At 68.4% G+C, this 16,496-nt stretch carries 14 protein-coding genes and 1 pseudogene; 9 read left to right on the forward strand and 6 right to left on the reverse strand.

The genetic code is table 11. The features are described from left to right. Window positions 1–26: 26 nt before the first annotated feature. Window positions 27–218, forward strand: a complete 192-nt coding sequence (locus ACMAUO_RS00300; RefSeq protein ID WP_420355018.1) for a hypothetical protein — start codon at window positions 27–29, stop codon at window positions 216–218. A 529-nt stretch (window positions 219–747) separates the two neighbouring features. On the opposite strand, the pseudogene ACMAUO_RS00305 reads toward ACMAUO_RS00300, so the two are convergent. After that, window positions 748–1,080 (reverse strand): annotated as a pseudogene (locus ACMAUO_RS00305) (transposase); the annotation flags it as partial. A gap of 10 nt (window positions 1,081–1,090) precedes the next feature. After that, the gene (locus ACMAUO_RS00310; protein WP_420355019.1) at window positions 1,091–3,343 is read right to left on the reverse strand and encodes a primosomal protein N'; all 2,253 of its coding nucleotides are present in this window, start codon (window positions 3,341–3,343) and stop codon (window positions 1,091–1,093) included. 69 nt (window positions 3,344–3,412) lie between these two features. Between ACMAUO_RS00310 and ACMAUO_RS00315 the strand changes: the two genes are divergently transcribed. Genes ACMAUO_RS00315 through ACMAUO_RS00325 form a run of 3 tightly spaced genes read left to right on the forward strand, consistent with a single transcriptional unit; the run spans window position 3,413 to window position 6,331 of the window. Then, window positions 3,413–4,423 (forward strand): tyrosine recombinase XerC, encoded by a 1,011-nt coding sequence (locus ACMAUO_RS00315; protein WP_420357149.1) that lies wholly within the window; start codon window positions 3,413–3,415, stop codon window positions 4,421–4,423. After that, window positions 4,420–5,382 carry a prolyl aminopeptidase gene (pip, locus tag ACMAUO_RS00320; RefSeq protein WP_420355020.1) on the forward strand — a complete coding sequence of 321 codons (963 nt, stop codon included), beginning with the start codon at window positions 4,420–4,422 and terminating at the stop codon, window positions 5,380–5,382. Before ACMAUO_RS00315 ends, pip begins: the two co-directional genes overlap by 4 nt. Continuing rightward, complete coding sequence (locus ACMAUO_RS00325; RefSeq protein ID WP_420355021.1) at window positions 5,366–6,331, forward strand: aspartyl protease family protein; 966 nt, start codon at window positions 5,366–5,368, stop codon at window positions 6,329–6,331. The genes pip and ACMAUO_RS00325 overlap by 17 nt, the downstream gene beginning before the upstream one ends. A 43-nt stretch (window positions 6,332–6,374) precedes the next feature. Here the strand turns inward: ACMAUO_RS00325 and ACMAUO_RS00330 are convergent, their stop codons facing one another. The 3 genes from ACMAUO_RS00330 to ACMAUO_RS00340 all read right to left on the reverse strand — a co-directional run bounded on the left by ACMAUO_RS00330 (window position 6,375) and on the right by ACMAUO_RS00340 (window position 8,949). Next, complete coding sequence (locus tag ACMAUO_RS00330; RefSeq protein WP_420355022.1) at window positions 6,375–6,887, reverse strand: hypothetical protein; 513 nt, start codon at window positions 6,885–6,887, stop codon at window positions 6,375–6,377. A gap of 341 nt (window positions 6,888–7,228) precedes the next feature. Next, window positions 7,229–8,587: an ammonium transporter gene (locus tag ACMAUO_RS00335; RefSeq protein ID WP_420357150.1), complete on the reverse strand. Its 1,359-nt coding sequence runs from the start codon at window positions 8,585–8,587 to the stop codon at window positions 7,229–7,231. Window positions 8,588–8,610: 23 nt separating this feature from the next. Next, the gene (locus ACMAUO_RS00340) at window positions 8,611–8,949 is read right to left on the reverse strand and encodes a P-II family nitrogen regulator (protein ID WP_420355023.1); all 339 of its coding nucleotides are present in this window, start codon (window positions 8,947–8,949) and stop codon (window positions 8,611–8,613) included. 247 nt (window positions 8,950–9,196) lie between these two features. Between ACMAUO_RS00340 and ACMAUO_RS00345 the strand changes: the two genes are divergently transcribed. Then, window positions 9,197–10,432 (forward strand): UbiH/UbiF/VisC/COQ6 family ubiquinone biosynthesis hydroxylase, encoded by a 1,236-nt coding sequence (locus tag ACMAUO_RS00345; protein WP_420355024.1) that lies wholly within the window; start codon window positions 9,197–9,199, stop codon window positions 10,430–10,432. A gap of 175 nt (window positions 10,433–10,607) precedes the next feature. Then, the gene (gene cysE / locus ACMAUO_RS00350; RefSeq protein ID WP_420357151.1) at window positions 10,608–11,402 is read left to right on the forward strand and encodes a serine O-acetyltransferase; all 795 of its coding nucleotides are present in this window, start codon (window positions 10,608–10,610) and stop codon (window positions 11,400–11,402) included. 121 nt (window positions 11,403–11,523) lie between these two features. Here the strand turns inward: cysE and ACMAUO_RS00355 are convergent, their stop codons facing one another. Continuing rightward, window positions 11,524–11,958: a hypothetical protein gene (locus ACMAUO_RS00355; protein WP_420355025.1), complete on the reverse strand. Its 435-nt coding sequence runs from the start codon at window positions 11,956–11,958 to the stop codon at window positions 11,524–11,526. Window positions 11,959–12,191: 233 nt separating this feature from the next. Between ACMAUO_RS00355 and ACMAUO_RS00360 the strand changes: the two genes are divergently transcribed. The 3 genes from ACMAUO_RS00360 to ACMAUO_RS00370 are packed head-to-tail and all read left to right on the forward strand — an operon-like array spanning window position 12,192 to window position 16,398. Continuing rightward, window positions 12,192–13,613 (forward strand): amidohydrolase family protein, encoded by a 1,422-nt coding sequence (locus tag ACMAUO_RS00360; protein WP_420357152.1) that lies wholly within the window; start codon window positions 12,192–12,194, stop codon window positions 13,611–13,613. 56 nt (window positions 13,614–13,669) lie between these two features. Beyond that, a complete protein-coding gene (locus ACMAUO_RS00365) occupies window positions 13,670–14,908 on the forward strand; it encodes a TIGR03862 family flavoprotein (RefSeq protein WP_420355026.1) in 1,239 nt (412 codons plus the stop codon). Further along, a complete protein-coding gene (locus tag ACMAUO_RS00370; protein WP_420355027.1) occupies window positions 14,905–16,398 on the forward strand; it encodes a helicase HerA domain-containing protein in 1,494 nt (497 codons plus the stop codon). Before ACMAUO_RS00365 ends, ACMAUO_RS00370 begins: the two co-directional genes overlap by 4 nt. Window positions 16,399–16,496: the final 98 nt, after the last annotated feature.

Consider the following 16,496-nt stretch of genomic DNA (forward strand, 5'->3'; position numbering starts at 1 on the left):
TTGTCCGCCAATCATGAATGATCGCTGTGCGCATTCTGAAGAGAACGATCGAAAAAACGCTCATACTGGGGCTCATGTTCCTGACGGCCGCCGCATCGCCGGAGGAAAGCGGAAGACGCGCAGTTGTCCTGAACGCCAAAGTGAAGGCGCTGGACAGGTTCTGTCTTGACTTAAAAATCCCACGCCGCATGTTGCTTTTTGTTGCGTATAACGATTGAGGAAACATATTGATGTAGACAAATTCTCTTGTAAGCCCTCAACCGGGTGAGCGGGGGTTCCGATCTTGAGTTGGATCTCGTCTTGGGAGAACTATTCTCGGAATAGTCTTGGCGGGAATGGCCATTGGGGTAGCACTTTATTGAGGTAAAATAAAAATGTCTTTTTACATAGCTGTATTCACATCTATTGTCATATCCTTTGTTGTAATGATTTATTCAAGACGGAATAAATTTAATGAAAATATACCTATATATTTAAGTTCCGAAAAATCATCCGCAGCCATTTCTCTATTTTTACTATTTGTCGGCGTATGTCTTTTATTATATAAGCAAACGCAATAAATATTAGAATTTTAATCGCGGATATTTCCACATTTGGGCAGGTGAATAGAAGTTCATCTATCCAATTGAAGGTAATTATGCGAAGTTGCGTTCTACTTGCGCCACATTTATCAACCAAAGATAGCCATAGGACGGCTGATTGTGATGCCGCTTCGGTAGCTGCATTGTAAGAGCCTGTTTATGGTGCTTGCATTAGGTTGCGTCTGCATTCGATCTGATGGCGTTCCTTGGAGAGGCTCCAGTTCATCGGGCGCATGATGGCGCGGCTGGGATTGGCTTTGATGTGTGCGATTGCCCCGAGGCCATCAGCTATGAAAGTGCGTAGCGGGCCTGCGTCGTAAGCGGCATCGGCAATGACATGGCCAACGCTCTGCAAACCGGACAGGAGCGCCTCGGCCAGTGGCCGGTCGCCGTATTGTCCTGGTGTCGGATGAATCCGGAGCGGTGGGCCGTTTACATCGACGATTGCATGCAATTTGGTCGTCAACCCGTCACGTGAACGACCGATGGCGGCAGCTTCAGTCCGACCTTCAAAGAAACGAAACCGGATCGATATCGACGTCGATCCGCGCGCCGCGTTCGGCGGGCACGCGCTCCAGCCATTGTCGCACGATCGGTTGCAGCGCGATTTCGCGCCGGGCGCGCAGCAGCAGCCGCCTGCGGTGGCGGCCGCGCAGAATGGCCAGCGGAGCCGGAGCCGGGCCCAGCACCTGCAAGCCGTCGCCGCGCGGCGAACTGGCCCCCAGGGCATGGGCGGTAGCATCGGCGGCTTCCGGCGTGTCGGCGCTGACGATCAACGCTGCGAGGCGGCCGAAGGGGGGCCAGAAGCCGGGGCGGCGCTGCTCGGCCTCCTGCCGCATGAAACTGGCGAAATCGCCCGAGACGAGGGCCTGCATCACCGGGTGCTCCGTGCAGTAGCTTTGCAGCAGGACGGTGCCGGGCGCCTCGGCACGGCCGGCGCGGCCGGCGACCTGATGCAGCAATTGCACCGTGCGTTCCGCCGCGCGCAGGTCGCCGCCGCCCAGTCCGAGATCGGCATCGACCACGCCGACCAGTGTCAGGTGCGGAAAATGCCAGCCCTTGGCGACGATCTGCGTGCCGATCACCAGATCGACCTCGCGCCGGGCGATCTGCGCCACCGCGTCGGCGGTCGCCGCCGGGCCGGGCAGCGTGTCGCTGGCCATCACCAGCAGGCGGGCATCGGGGAAAGTGGCGCGGGCTTCCTCGGTGATGCGTTCCACGCCGGGGCCGATCGGGGTCAGGCTGGCTTCGGCATGGCAGGAAGGGCAGGTGGGCGGCGTGGGTTCCTGATAGCCGCAATGATGGCAGGTGATCACCCGCCGCGCCCGGTGTTCCACCAGCCAGGCGGTGCAGTTGGGGCATTGCAGGCGATGGCCGCAGGTGCGGCACAGCGTCAGCGGCGCATAGCCGCGACGGTTGAGGAACAGCATCGCCTGCTCGCCGCGCGCCATCGTCGCCTGCATCGCCTCGGTCAGCACGGGGGAGAGGAACAGCCCGCGTTCGGGCGGGTGGGCGCGCATGTCGATGGTGCGCACCTCGGGCATCGTCGCCCCGCCATGGCGCGCGGTCAGCGCCAGATGGCGGTAGCGGCCGGCGCCGACATTGGCCAGCGTCTCCAGGCTGGGCGTGGCGGAAACCAGCAGGATCGGCGCGTGGTCCATGCGCGCCCGCACCACCGCCATGTCGCGCGCGTGGTAGGTCACGCCATCTTCCTGCTTGAAGGCGCTTTCATGCTCCTCATCGACGATGATCAGCCCCAGCTCCGCAAACGGCAGGAACAGGGCCGAGCGCGCGCCCACCACCACGCGCGCCGTGCCCTCGGCCACCGCGTGCCAGGTCACGCGGCGCAGGCGCGGGCTCAGGTCGGAATGCCACAGCGCGGGTTCGGCACCGAAACGGCGGGCGAAGCGCCCGGTCCATTGTGCCGAGAGCGCGATTTCCGGCAGCAGCACCAGCACCTGCCGGCCGCGTTCCAGGCAGGCGGCGATGGCTTCCATATAGATCTCGGTCTTGCCCGATCCGGTGACCCCCTCCAGCAGCGTGACGGAAAAACCGCCCGCCTCGGCGAGGTCGCGCAGGCTCTGCGCCGCCTCCCTCTGGCCGTCCCCCAGGGTTGGAGGGCAATGGGCGGGGTTGGGCGCGGCGAATGGCGGCGCGGGCTTGAGCACCACGGCCCGCAGCGCGCCGGCATCGGCCAGTCCGCGCACGACGCTGGCACCCACGCCCGCGCGCCGGGCCAGTTCGGCGCCGGGCAGCGGGCCGTCGCCGGCGGCAATCTCCAGCACCCGGCGCCGGGCGGGGGTTTCGCGCAGGTCGGCCGGCGGTTCGGCGACGGCCCAGCCCGTGGTCGGGGTGATGGGCGCGGTGGCGGCGGTGCGCAGCGCCATGGCCAGCACCATGCCCGGGGGCGAGAGCGTATAGGCCGCGACCCAGTCGACGAAGCGACGCAGCGCGTCGGGCAAGGGGGGCTGGTCCAGCCGGCTGATCACCGGCTTCAGTCGCCCGTCCGCCACCGCTTTCATCGGCGGAGGGGTGAATTCGGGCGGCAGGGCGGGGGTCGGGTCCCACACCACGCCGGTTTCCGTCCGGCGGCCCAGCGGCACGCTGACGATGTCGCCCGGTTGCAGGTCGGCCAGCGCGGGGGGCACGGCGTAGTCGAACGGGCCGGGAAAGGGCAGCGGCAGCAGCACCGCGACGCGCGGCCGGCCGGCGCTTTCCGGCTTTCGCACGGGGGGGCGTTTGTCTAGACTCGCGTGGACCATGAGGTTTTCTATCGCCCCAGCCGCCCGCTGTCTTCTCCGGCAATCGTCGCGTACCGCGCGGCTGCCCCGATGACCGGCGCCGAACTGCGCGATGCGTTCCTGGACTGGATGCGCGACGAAAAACGGGCGGCGACGCTGACGCTCACCGCCTATCGGGGCGACCTGGACCGGTTTCTGGCGTTTGTCGGCGCCCATGTGGGCGGCACGGTGGACCTGGCGGTGCTGGACCGGCTGTCGCTGACCGACCTGCGCGCCTGGCTGGCATCGGAACACGCCGGGGCGCAGAAAGCCGAGGGTGGCCGCCGCGCCGGCGGCGCGGATCGCGCGGCGCGGACCCGTGCCCGCAGGGTCTCGGCCATGCGCTCCTTCTATCGGTATCTGGCGCGGCACCATGGGGTGACCAATCCGGCGCCCGGTCTGCTGGCCGCCCCCCGTTTCCGCGCCTCGCTGCCGCGCCCGCTGACGACGGACCAGGCGCTGGAGGTGCCGGACGGGCTGGGCGCCATCGCCGCCAGTCCGCTGGCCGAGCAGCGAGACCGGGCGCTGTTCCTGCTGCTCTACGGCTGCGGCCTGCGTATTTCCGAAGCACTGGGGCTGGATATCCGCGATCTCGACCGGGCTTTGTCGGCCGGCGGCACGCTGCTGATCCGTGGCAAGGGCGGGCGCGAACGGCTGGTGCCGATGGTACCGGTGGTGGCGCGCGCCCTTGCGGACTGGCGCGTCCGGCACCCCGCGCCGCTGCCGGACGCGCCGCTGTTCCCCGGTGTGCGCGGCGGCCGGTTGCAGCCGGCGGTGGCGCAGCGGGCCATGCGGGGGTGGCGCGACATGGCGGGCCTGCCCGATCATGCGACGCCACATGCGCTACGGCATTCCTTCGCCACGCATCTGATGGAGGGCGGCGCGGATCTGCGCGTGATCCAGGATCTGCTGGGCCATGCCAGCCTGTCGACGACCCAGCGCTATACGCTGGCGGACGAGGCGCGGCTGATGCAGGTTTGGGCCGGTGCCCATCCGCGCGCCGCCGGGCCCGGCCCGTCGCGGGATGTGGAAACAACAACAACGGGGAAGAACGACCCATGACCATCGCCGCCGGCCGCATGCCGTATCCGCCGATCGAGCCCTATCGCACCGGCATCCTGGACACGGGCGACGGGCACCGTGTCTATTGGGAATTATGCGGCAATCCGGACGGGATTCCCGTGGTGTTCCTGCATGGCGGCCCCGGCGGCGGCTGCACCCCGGCGCACCGGCGCCTGTTCGACCCGGCGCGCTATCGCATCCTGCTGTTCGACCAGCGCGGCTGCGGCCGCTCGACGCCTCATGCCGGGCTGGACAACAACACGACCTGGCATCTGGTCGAGGATATCGAGCGCCTGCGCGTGCTGACGGGCGCGGAACGCTGGCTGGTCTTCGGCGGTTCGTGGGGATCGACGCTGTCCCTGGCCTATGCCGAGACGCACCCCGAGCGCGTGACGGGGCTGATCCTGCGCGGGATCTTCACCCTGCGGCGCGCCGAACTGCTCTGGTATTATCAGGAGGGCGCCTCCTGGCTGTTCCCCGACAAATGGGAGCGGTTCCAGGCACCGATCCCGGTGGCGGAGCGCGGCGACATGATGGCGGCCTATCGCCGCCGCCTGACCGACCCCGACCGGGCGGTGCGGGTCGAGGCCGCCGTGGCCTGGAGCGTGTGGGAGGGCGAGACGCTGACCCTGCGCCCGGCGCCGGCGCTTTCCGCCCAGCATGCCGACGAGGACTATGCCCTGGCCTTCTCGCGGATCGAGAACCATTATTTCGTCCATGCCGGCTGGCTGGAGGAAGGGCAACTGATCCGCGACGTGGAGCGGATCCGCCATATTCCGGCGGTGATCGTGCAGGGGCGTTATGACGCCGCCACCCCGATGCGAACGGCGTGGGACCTGCACCGCGCCTGGCCCGAAGCCGATTTCCGTCTGGTGGACGATGCCGGCCATGCCGTTTCGGAACCGGGCATCCAGACCGCGCTGCTGGACGCCACCGACCGTTTTGCCGACGGCGGCTGACCGCGCGCGCTGGCTGGCGGCGGCACTGCTGTGCCTGCTGCCGGCCTCCGCGCCGGCGCGGGAAGGGGTGCCGGCTCCCTGTGCCGTCACCCGCATCGCGCGGGTGCCGTTGCGCGATGACGGCGGCTATCTGTCGGTGCCGGTTTCGATCGCCGGGCGGAAGGCGCAAGGGGCGTACAGCCTCGTGGTCGATACCGGGGCCGAAGGCGGGCTGATCGGCGGCCGGGTGGCCGAGGTATTGGGGTTGGCGATCGATTCCGGGCGGCGCACCGTGCTGTTCGGCACCGGGGGCGCCGGCGGCATGGTGCCCAACGTCCTGATCGCCGATCTGCGCCTGACCACCGAAGACGGGCGGGGGCTCGATCTCGGCCCGCTCTCGACGCCCGTGGGCGACCTGCCGGGGCAGCCGATGATCACGCCGCCGGTGGTGGGGCTGCTGGGCGGCGACGTGCTGTCGCATTTCGATGTGGAATTCGATGTCGCGGGCGGCTGGCTGTCGCTGTGGCGCATGCAGGGCGATGACGGCGCATGCCATGCCGCCCCGGCCTGGCATGGCGCCTACGACACCGTGCCGCTGGTGCGCGACGGCCATCGCGTGGCGGCTGCTGTGGAACTGGACGGGCAGGCGCTGACCGCCCTCGTGGACAGTGGCGCGCGGTCGCGCATTCTCTCGATTGACGCGGCGGCGCGGGCGGGCGTGTCGGAGGAGCGTCTGGCCGTCGATCCGGGGGGCGAGACCAGCGGCGTCGATGGTCGGCCGAACTGGTATCACTGGCACCGGTTCGCCAGCCTGCGCGTGGGCAGCGAGGTGGAGCAGGCGCCGGTGCTGACGGTCGCGCCATTGCGGGACCGGGTGGACATGCTGCTGGGCGCGGACTGGTTCGCCCGGCACGATGTCTGGATATCCTATGCCGGCAGCCGGATGTTCGTGCGGCCGGCCCGGCGGTAGCGGGTCGCGACAGGGCGGGGTGCCCCGTCGCGACCGGCCGGCATCAGCCCTTCAGATGGGTGTTGCAGACGCTGTAATAGCCGCCGCCCTTCTGGATCCATTTCAGGCCGCCATTGGCGTTGGTCGCCTTGTTGGCCTTGTACTGGTCCAGGCAGGTGTGCAAGCGGGCCTTGCCGGCGCTCTCGCTGGCATATTGCGACGAGACCGCGTTGGGCAGGACCGCACTGCCGGCGGCAGCGGCCGCAGCCGCCGGAGCAGCACTGGCGGCCGGAGCCGCCGCCGCAACGGGTGCGGCTGGTGCTGCCGGGGCCGCAGGCGCAGCCGGCGCGGCGGCTGTCGCCGGGGCAGCGGTCGCGGCCTCGGGCGTCGCGCACTGCGCCGCCTTGAACTCCTTGTAGGTCTGGCCCTTGACGGTGCCGGCTTTCCGCTCGGCGTTGAATTTCTGGTAGCACGCCTGCGCCGCGCTGACGGCGTGGGCCTGGGGGGCGACCAGGGGCGCGGCCGGCGCGGCAAGAAGCAGGGCAACGGCAATCCGGCCACGAAGCGCAATAGCCATGGAAGTGCGATCCTTTCCGTTCAGAACGGGCCGGCGGGCATCATGCCGCGACGGGCCATCGGGTCTGCATCATGGTTCATAACATCATGATCTGAATACGGAAAGAAAAAGGCCGGACCAGGGCGATGCCCGGCCCGGCCAGTTCTGGTCGGCCAAAGAAGAAATGGCGAAGAGTCAGAGCCTGACCTGAAATGTGGGCTGGCGAGCGAGAGCGGCCCGGAACGGGCCGCGCCCCGCGTGTGTTTCCGAGCATCGGAGCGGAGCGGCCTTGATGGCCGCCCGCCGCGAAGCACAGGAAACGCGCGCTGGATCGCCGCCAGCGCGCATTTCAGGTCAGGCGCTCAGATATTGATGCGCTCGCCATGCTGGGTCATGTCCAGCCCTTCCTGTTCGTCGTCACGGCTGACGCGCAGGCCGATGGCGGCATCGATGATCTTCAGCAGCACGAACGACACCACCGCGCACCAGACGATGGTAACGGCCACCGCTTCGGCCTGCACCCCAAGCTGCGCCAGCGACCCACTGATGCCGGCGGGGTTGGCATCGGTGGCCGAGAGCGGACCATAGGCGAACACGCCCGTCAGCAGCGCGCCGATGATGCCGCCAATGCCATGCACGCCGAAGGCATCCAGGCTGTCGTCATAGCCCAGCATGTGCTTCAGCGAGGTGGCGGTCCAGAAGCAGATCACGCCGGCCAGCAGGCCGATGATCAGCGCATTGCCCGGCAGCACGAAACCCGCCGCTGGGGTAATGGCCACCAGCCCGCCCACGGCGCCGGAGATGATGCCGAGCACCGTCGGCTTGCCGGTGCGCGCCCATTCGGCCAGCATCCAGCCCACGCCGGCGCCGGCGGCGGCGATCTGCGTCGTGGCCATGGCCATGCCGGCGCGCCCGTTGGCCCCCAGGGCCGAGCCGGCATTGAAGCCGAACCAGCCCACCCACAGCAGCGATGCGCCGATGACGGCATAGGTCAGGTTGAAGGGCGACAGGTCGTCCTGCCCGTAGCCGACGCGCTTGCCCAGCACCAGCGCGGTGACCAGGCCGGCGACACCGGCATTGATATGCACCACGGTGCCGCCCGCGAAGTCGATGGCGCCCAGGCCGGCGACCCAGCCCAGCGGGCTCCACACCCAGTGGGCGACCGGCGCATAGACCAGCAGCGACCACAGGACGGTAAAGACGCACAGCGCGCTGAACTTCATGCGCTCGGCGAAGGCGCCGGTGATCAGCGCCGGGGTGATGATGGCGAACGTCATCTGGAACATCATGTAGATGCTCTCGGGGATCGTCATCGTCGTGGCGTTGGGGGTGCCCGCGCCCAGCGTGAAGCCGATATCGGCGCCCTTGGCGATATGCGCGCCGATGCCGTTCAGCATGAAGCGCGACAGGTCGCCGATATAGGGCGTGCCGTTGCCGAAGGCCAGGCTGTAGCCGGCCACCATCCACACCACGGTGATGATGCAGCAGATCGCAAACGACTGCATCAGCGTCGCCAGCACGTTCTTGCGGCGGACCATGCCGGCATAGAACAGCGCCAGGCCCGGGATCGTCATCATCAGCACCAGCGCCGTGCTGACCAGCATCCACGCCGTATCACCGGTGTCGATTGGCGGCGGGGCATCGGCGGCAAGAGCGGGGGTGGAGAGGCCAATCAGGGAAATCGCCGCCGCCGCCGCGACGGCGGCCGGCAGGCGGGGCATCGCGCGACAAGCGCCCGGAATGGTCACAGCGCGTCTTCTCCCATTTCCCGCGTACGGATGCGGATGACGCTGTCCAGGCTGGAAACGAAGATCTTGCCGTCGCCGATCTTGCCCGTGTGGGCGGACTGAAGGATCACGTCCACCACCTGGTCCACGATGTCGTCGGATACCGCGACCTCGATCTTCACCTTGGGCAGGAAGCTGACGTGATATTCCGCGCCGCGATAGATTTCGGTCTGTCCCTTCTGGCGGCCGAATCCCTTCACTTCCGAGACGGTCAGGCCCTGGATGCCCAGGGGCGTCAGGGATTCGCGCACGTCGTCGAGCTTGAAGGGCTTGATGATGGCTGTGACAAGCTTCATCGCGCCACGTCTCCTTGGTTCATTGTTGTCGTCCGTTTTTCCTGGTGCGGAATGATGATCCAAATCGCGATAAGGGCAATACAAAAACCGTGCCAACCACGCGCGTGGTTGACGGAGCGCGGTGTCTGGTGTGCCTTGCGCCATCGGTACGCGGCATTATGTGCCTGAATTATGGGCGCGCGCACCGGAACGGATCATTCTCGCCGCGGGGCCATCGGGCCGAAACGGCCATCACAGGACCACAGTCATGACCGCAGGCACGATGTCCCACCCCCAGACCGGCGCCGGGCAGGGCGATGTGGATGTCTGCATCGTGGGGGCCGGGCCGGTCGGTGCCACGCTGGCCTGCCGGCTGGCGGTGGCGGGCCTGCGCGTGGCCATCGTCGATCGCGCTTCCCTGCCGCCGATGGAAGACCCGGCGTTCGACGGCCGCGCCTATGCCATCGCCGCCGGCCCGCGCCGCCTGCTGGAGCAGGCCGGGGTGTGGGGCCTGCTGCCGCTCCAGGCCTGCCCGATCGAGGAGATCCGCGTCTCCGACGGCCGTCCGGGCGAGGCGCCGTCACCCCTGTTCCTGGAATTCGGGCGGCAGGACGCCGATCAGCCCTTCGGCTGGATGATCGAGGCACGGGCGCTGCGTGTGGCGTTGAACCGCGCGCTCTATGCCCATGACCTGATCACGGTGCTGGCGCCGGACGAAGCCACGATCACCCGCACCGCCGAGGGCGCGCGGGTGCGCACGCAGTCGGGCCGCAGCTTCGGCGCGCGGCTGGTCGTGGCGGCCGAGGGGCGGCGCTCCGCGCTGCGCGACCAGGCGCGGATCGGCATCACGCGGCTGCCCTATCATCAGAGCGGCATCGTCTGCGCCGTGGCGCACGAGCATCCGCACAACAACCGCGCGCTGGAACATTTCCTGCCCGCCGGGCCGTTCGCGCAACTGCCGATGGCCGCGACGCCCGAGCACCCGAATCTCTCCGCCATCGTCTGGTCGGAAAGCGACGCGCTGGCCCAGCGCATGGTGGGCCTGCCGCACGAGGCCTTCGCGCACGAGGTCCAGCGCCGCATGGGCGACTGGCTGGGCCGGGTCACACCCATCGGGCGGCGCTGGGTCTACCCGCTATCGGCGCAATATGCCCAGCGCTATTTCGACACGCGGATGGTGCTGGTGGGCGATTCCGCGCACGGCATCCACCCCATCGCCGGGCAGGGGCTCAATCTGGGCTTCCGCGACGTGGCGGCGCTCTCCGACGTGCTGATCGCCGCCCATGCGCGGGGCGAGGATCTGGGCGCGCCGTCCCTGCTGCGCCAGTATCAGGCGCGCTGTCGCCCCGCCAACATGCTGATGCTGGCCGCGACCGACATGCTGGAGCGGCTGTTCGGCAACGACAATCCCGTGCTGCGCCGCGCCCGCGACCTCGGGCTGGCCGGCGTGCACCGGATGCCCGCCCTGCGGCGGGCCTTCGTCAAGCACGCCATGGGGATCTGATCGCGGCTCCAGGCCGCCGCTCCAGGCCGCCGCATCGTTCCCGCCGCCTCTGGTCAACCGGGCGGCGCACTCCCATATCGTTCCTTCCGCTGACAGGACCGGTTTCATGCCTGATATCTCACCGACTTCGCTTGCTGCGGCACGCGGCGCGCGCGCCGTGATCGAGCCCACCCTGATGCCCATCGACCAGGAGCGGCTGTGGACCGACATCGCGGCGGGGTGCGAGGGCTGTGACGATCCGCTGGTGCGCGGCCTGCTGGCCACCGGCATCCGCAACCACGCCACCTTCGCCAACGGGCTGGCCGCGCTGATCGGGCGCAAGCTGGGCGACCGCTCGGTGGCCGATGACGCGCTGTCCGAACTGGTCACCGAGGCCTTCGCCGCCGACCCGGAAATCGTCGCCGCCGCCGCCGCCGACCTGGTGGCGATCCGCGAGCGCGATCCTGCGACGGCGAACCACGCAACGCCGTTCCTGTTCTTCAAGGGCTATCACGCGGTGCAGTGCTACCGGGTGGCCCACTGGCTGTGGAACAACGGCCGGCGCTATCTGGCCCTGCATCTGCAAAGCCGCACCTCCGAACTGTTCGCCGTCGACATTCACCCGGCGGCACGGCTGGGGCGGCGCATCCTGTTCGACCACGGCACCGGGATCGTGATCGGCGAGACCTCGGTGCTGGAAGACGATGTGTCGCTGCTCCAGGGCGTGACGCTGGGCGGCACCGGCAAGAATGTCGGCGACCGCCACCCCAAGGTGCGACGCGGCGTGCTGATCGGCGCCGGCGCCAAGATCCTGGGCAATATCGAACTAGGCGAGGGCGCCAAGGTCGGCGCCGGGTCGATCGTGCTGGAATCGGTGCCGCCCTTCACCACCGTGGTCGGCAATCCGGCGCGCCCGGTCGGCACGCGCCATAGCGCGCTGCCGGCCTTCACCATGGATCAGATGCTTCCCCCCATCGACTACATGATCTGAAGGGCTGACCCTAACTGCGCGCTGGTGGCGATCCGGCGCGCGTTTCCGTGCAGGCTTTGGCGGTGGAAATGATCGGTCCTCCGTTCTGTCATAACTAAATAGTGATCCGCCTGATGAAGCATCACTGTGATGGGGACGTGGGGCGGGAGACCTGCCCGGAACCGGGCTCCGTCCCGCGCAGGCTCAGATATTCGTTCAGAAGAACGGACAGGATCACCGAGAATATCTTCAGGAACGCCGGACTTGTCATGGGATGACCCGATCCGGCAACATCCCAGCCCAGGGATGCGAAGGTCAGGGCGGGAAAAAGCAGCAGAAAGAACTGGAACGATCGGAAATGCAGCAGGCGGCGATAGAGCTTGATCAGCCGTCGCTCCCGTTTCAGGACATGGGTGTAGAACAGGACGATGACGAAAAATATTCCCGCCGACCGGATGGTGGGGAGCAGGAAATGCGTGAAAACCCCCTGCCTGTCATAAAAGAATAAAACAAAAATCAGCATGGAGAGCCACGCGGCCAGATAGAATAATATAATTCTGTGCGTAAATGTCATCATCGGCAGCCTTTGCTCGCGTCTGTATTTTTAAAAAATATCATAATATCCGGCAGGCGTGCAATCTTGTTCGATATTCGAAATAATTGGTGCGGGCAGCGTTTTTTCGCTTTCGGCCTTGACGGATATCGCCCGCCTGACTCCATCGGGGGCATGCGGCCGATCTGGACAGGCCGGCCATCGCACTGAACACTGGGCGGGACAGTGAAATGGAACAGGAAGGGCAGGCGGCCGACATGAAGCATGCAGCACGAATTGGCGGGACGCGCGCCCGGTTCTGGACGGCTCCATTATGGACGGTCCTGTCGCTGGGCGCCCTGCTGGCGGCCCCGGCATCGGGCGCGCGGGCAGCGCAGCCGGTGCTGCTGGACCATGCCACGATCATCGACGGCACAGGCCGGGCGCCGCTGGCCGATGGCGCGCTGCTGATCCGCGACGGACGGATCGTGGCGGTGGGCGCCGCCGGCACGGTGGCGGCGCCGGGGGCGAAGCGGATCGACCTGACCGGGCTGACGATCTTGCCGGGCCTGATTTCCGATCACAGCCATACCGGGCTGGTGAAGGGCACGAAGGACGACACCGCCAATTACACGCGCGAGAATATCCTGGCGCAGTTGAAGCAGTACGAACGCTATGGCGTGCTGACCGTCGTCTCGCTGGGCCTCAACAAATCGCCGCTGTTCGACCAGTTGCGGCAGGAACAGCATGCCGGGCGCAATCCGGGGGCCGACCTGTTCGGGGTCGATCAGGGCATTGGCGCGCCCGACGGCGTGCCGCCGCAGGGCATGTTCCATCTGGGGGCGGACCAGGTCTATCGCCCCACCAGCGTGGCCGAGGCCCAGGCCGCCGTCGATCGCATGGCCGACGAGGGCACCGACCTGGTGAAGGTCTGGGTGGATGATTTCCGCAACGGCGTGCCGGGGGCCAAGGGCTATCCCAAGATCGACCCGGCGATCTACGGCGCGGTGATCGAGCGGGCACATGCGCGCGGGCTCCGCGTCGCGGCCCATATCCACGATCTGGCCGATGCCAAGGCGCTGGTCACTGCCGGGGCCGACATCATCGCCCACGGGGTGCGCGACCTGCCGGTCGATACCGATTTCATCATGCTGATGGAACAGAAGGGGGCATGGTACATCCCCACCCTGGATCTGGACGAGGCGAATTACATCTTCGCCGAACATCCCGAGTGGCTGGACGATCCGTTCCTGTCGGCCGGGTTGAACCCCGAGCTGCGGGCCCAGTTCGCCGATCCGGCCTGGCGGGCCAAGATCCTGGCCGCTCCCCTGACAGAGGCGGCGAAGAAGGCGCTGGCGCTCAACGAGCGCAATCTGGTCACGCTTTACCGGTCGGGCATCCATATCGGCTTCGGCACCGATTCCGGCGCCTCGGCCACCCGCATCCCCGGCTTTGCCGAACATCGCGAACTGAAACTGATGGTGGCGGCGGGCCTGACGCCCATGGAGGCGCTGGCGGTCGCGACCGGCAATGCGGCGGCGCTGATGCATCTCGATGACCGGGGCATCCTGCTGCCGGGCCGCTGGGCCGACCTGGTGGTGGTCTCGGGCGATCCGGCGGCCGACATTACCGCAGTCGACAGGATCGAGCAGGTCTGGCATCGCGGTGCGCGGACCGAAGGGCCGTTGGTCCCCCGCTGATCCCGGCCGCCCCGCGCGCCGGCCCGGCGGGTAGCGCGCGAGGGAGCAGGAACAGCATGGCCCATATCGTGGTGATCGGCGGCGGACCGGCCGGTCTGGCCGCCGCCGAAACACTGGCCGCCGGCGGATGCGCCGTGACGGTGGTGGAGCGCATGCCGACCATCGGCCGCAAGATGCTGATGGCCGGCCGGGGCGGGCTGAACCTGACCCATTCCGAACCGCTGGACCGATTCCTGACCCGCTACGGCGCCGCGCGCCCATGGCTGGAACCCGCCTTGCGGGCCTTTCCCCCCGACGATCTGCGCGACTGGGCGGCGACGCTGGGCCAACCCTGTTTCGTCGGCAGCAGCGGGCGGGTGTTTCCGCAGGCGATGAAGGCCTCGCCGCTGCTGCGGGCCTGGGGCACGCGACTGGCGGAGCAGGGGGTGACGATCCTGACCCGCCACGCCTGGACCGGCTGGGACGGCCCAGGACGGGTGCGGGTGCTCTCGCCGCGGGGCGAGCGCGTGCTGGCCGCCGACGCGGTCGTGCTGGCGCTGGGCGGGGCAAGCTGGGCCCGGCTGGGGTCCGATGGCGCATGGGCCGCCCTGCTGGCCGGTCGGGGCGTGGATCTCGCGCCGTTCCGCCCCGCCAATTGCGGCTTTCGCACCAACTGGAGCGACACGCTGCGCGCGCGTTTCGCCGGCACCCCGCTGCGTGGCATCGCGCTGACACCCGAGGGCGGTGGCCCCACCGTGCGCGGCGAGGCGGTGGTGACGGCGCGGGGGCTGGAGGGCGGGGCGGTCTACGCGCTCTCGGCCCTGCTGCGCGACCGGATCGCCGCCGAGGGGCAGGCCCGCCTGATGGTCGATCTGCGCCCGGACATGACCGAGGCGGCGCTGGCCGAGCGGCTGGCCCGGGTGCGGGGGCGCGAGAGCCTGTCGAACACGCTGCGCAAGGCATTGCGCCTGCCGCCCGTCGCGGTGGCGCTGCTGCGCGAGGGGCCGGAGGCGCCGCCGCGCGACGCGCCCTCGCTGGCGCGGCTGGTCAAGGCGGTGCCGGTGACGCTGACCGCGCCCGATTCGCTGGACCGGGCGATCTCCGTCGCCGGCGGAGTGCGCCAGGATGCGGTGGATGCGCGCTTCATGCTGCGGGCATTGCCCGGCGTGTTCGTGGCGGGCGAGATGCTGGATTGGGAAGCGCCCACGGGCGGTTATCTGTTGCAGGCCTGCTTCGCGACCGGCCGTGCGGCAGCCCATGGCGTGCTCGACTGGTTGCAGGAAGGGGGCAAGGAACGGTATCCGTCCTGCCCATGACGGTTTCGATCACGATTGGGGATATACGGGGCGGCGGCCCGGCGGTCATGGACCTGGCGGAACTGCTGTCCACCCGCCTGCTGGTGCAGGGCAATTCGGGGTCGGGCAAATCCCACCTGCTACGGCGCCTGCTGGAGCAGTCGGCGACGCTGGTACAGCAGGCGATCATCGACCCCGAGGGCGATTTCGTCAGCCTGGCGGAACGGTTCGGCCATCTGGTGATCGACGGCGCGGCCCATACCGAGGCCGAGTTGCAGGCGGCCGGCGAGCGCATGCGCGTGCACCGGGCATCGGTAGTGCTGAACCTGGAAGGCGCGGATGCCGAGGTGCAGATGCGCCGCGCGGCCGCCTTTCTGGGCGGGATGTTCGAGGTCGGGCGCGAATATTGGTACCCCGTGCTGGTGGTGGTGGACGAGGCGCAGCTTTTCGCCCCCGCCGCGGCGGGCGAGGTGACGGACGAGGCAAGGCGTGCCTCGCTTGGCGCCATGACCAACCTGATGTGCCGTGGCCGCAAGCGCGGGCTGGCGGGGGTCATCGCCACCCAGCGCCTGGCCAAGCTGGCCAAGAACGTGGCCGCCGAGGCGTCGAATTTCCTGATGGGGCGCACCTTCCTCGATATCGACATGATGCGCGCCGCCGACCTGCTGGGCATGGAGCGCCGGCAGGCCGAGAGTTTCCGCGACCTGGAACGGGGCTATTTCGTGGCGCTGGGCCCGGCGCTCTATCGTCGCCCGGTGCCGGTGCGCATCGGCGACGTGGAGACCGAAAGCCGCTCCGCCGGGCCGACGCTGCTGCCCATGGCGCCGGCCGCGCCGCCCGAGGATATCCGCGACCTGATCCTGGCCAGACTGCCCGAGCGCGAGAGCCTGCCCCGTCCGGTCCGCCCGGCCGCCCCGCCGCCGCCCGATATCCTGGCCCAGCTTGCGGCGCACGCCGCCTCGGCGGCGGTGGAAGCCGAGACGGAGGCGCCGGTAGTGGAAACCCCGGCCGACAAGGCGGAGCAGAAGCGCCGCTTCCTGACCATCCTGACCGAAATCCTGCGGGACGAAGATGCGGGCTTCCGGCCGCCGCCGGTGCTGTATCAGGATTTCCTGGTCCGCTGCCGGATCGAGGGCATGGGACGCGAGGCGCTGGACATGCCACGCTTCCGCCGCTTGCTGGCGACCGCGCGGGCCGGCGTGGACGCCGAGACCGCCGAATCCGACCGCTGGATGCAGGCCGAGCGCATCGCCGCCCCGCTGCCGGACGATGTGCGCGGCATCTTCCTGCTGATCGCCCGCGCCGCGATGGAGGGCCAGCCCTGCCCGTCGGACGCGGCGGTGGCGCGGGTCTACGGCACCCATTCGCTGGGTCGCGCCCGCCGGCAACTGACCTACCTGGAAGAGCAGAACGTCATCGTCCTGCGCATGGACGGCATGGGGCGGCGCAGCGCGGCGGTGATCGGGCCGGGATGGGAGACCGCACCGTCCGATCCCAACGACGCGGCGTAGCCGCCCCGCTGCCGGGGGCGGGCGGGCTGGTCGTATGCATTCCAAGATGGAATCACCGCGACCGTCCCAGCATGCACGGCGGTAAAGCGAAAAAACGT

This window comes from Gluconacetobacter brunescens, from assembly GCF_048695475.1.
Lineage (GTDB): Bacteria > Pseudomonadota > Alphaproteobacteria > Acetobacterales > Acetobacteraceae > Gluconacetobacter.

What these genes read in the sequence shown, in the direction of transcription:
- ACMAUO_RS00310 (WP_420355019.1), bottom strand. Translation starts at nt 3,343, where the DNA reads ATGGTCCACGCGAGTCTAGACAAACGCCCCCCCGTGCGAAAGCCGGAA.
- ACMAUO_RS00315 (WP_420357149.1), top strand. Translation starts at nt 3,413, where the DNA reads ATGACCGGCGCCGAACTGCGCGATGCGTTCCTGGACTGGATGCGCGAC.
- pip (WP_420355020.1), top strand. Translation starts at nt 4,420, where the DNA reads ATGACCATCGCCGCCGGCCGCATGCCGTATCCGCCGATCGAGCCCTAT.
- ACMAUO_RS00330 (WP_420355022.1), bottom strand. Translation starts at nt 6,887, where the DNA reads ATGGCTATTGCGCTTCGTGGCCGGATTGCCGTTGCCCTGCTTCTTGCC.
- ACMAUO_RS00335 (WP_420357150.1), bottom strand. Translation starts at nt 8,587, where the DNA reads ATGCCCCGCCTGCCGGCCGCCGTCGCGGCGGCGGCGGCGATTTCCCTG.
- ACMAUO_RS00340 (WP_420355023.1), bottom strand. Translation starts at nt 8,949, where the DNA reads ATGAAGCTTGTCACAGCCATCATCAAGCCCTTCAAGCTCGACGACGTG.
- ACMAUO_RS00345 (WP_420355024.1), top strand. Translation starts at nt 9,197, where the DNA reads ATGACCGCAGGCACGATGTCCCACCCCCAGACCGGCGCCGGGCAGGGC.
- cysE (WP_420357151.1), top strand. Translation starts at nt 10,608, where the DNA reads ATGCCCATCGACCAGGAGCGGCTGTGGACCGACATCGCGGCGGGGTGC.
- ACMAUO_RS00355 (WP_420355025.1), bottom strand. Translation starts at nt 11,958, where the DNA reads ATGATGACATTTACGCACAGAATTATATTATTCTATCTGGCCGCGTGG.
- ACMAUO_RS00360 (WP_420357152.1), top strand. Translation starts at nt 12,192, where the DNA reads ATGAAGCATGCAGCACGAATTGGCGGGACGCGCGCCCGGTTCTGGACG.
- ACMAUO_RS00365 (WP_420355026.1), top strand. Translation starts at nt 13,670, where the DNA reads ATGGCCCATATCGTGGTGATCGGCGGCGGACCGGCCGGTCTGGCCGCC.
- ACMAUO_RS00370 (WP_420355027.1), top strand. Translation starts at nt 14,905, where the DNA reads ATGACGGTTTCGATCACGATTGGGGATATACGGGGCGGCGGCCCGGCG.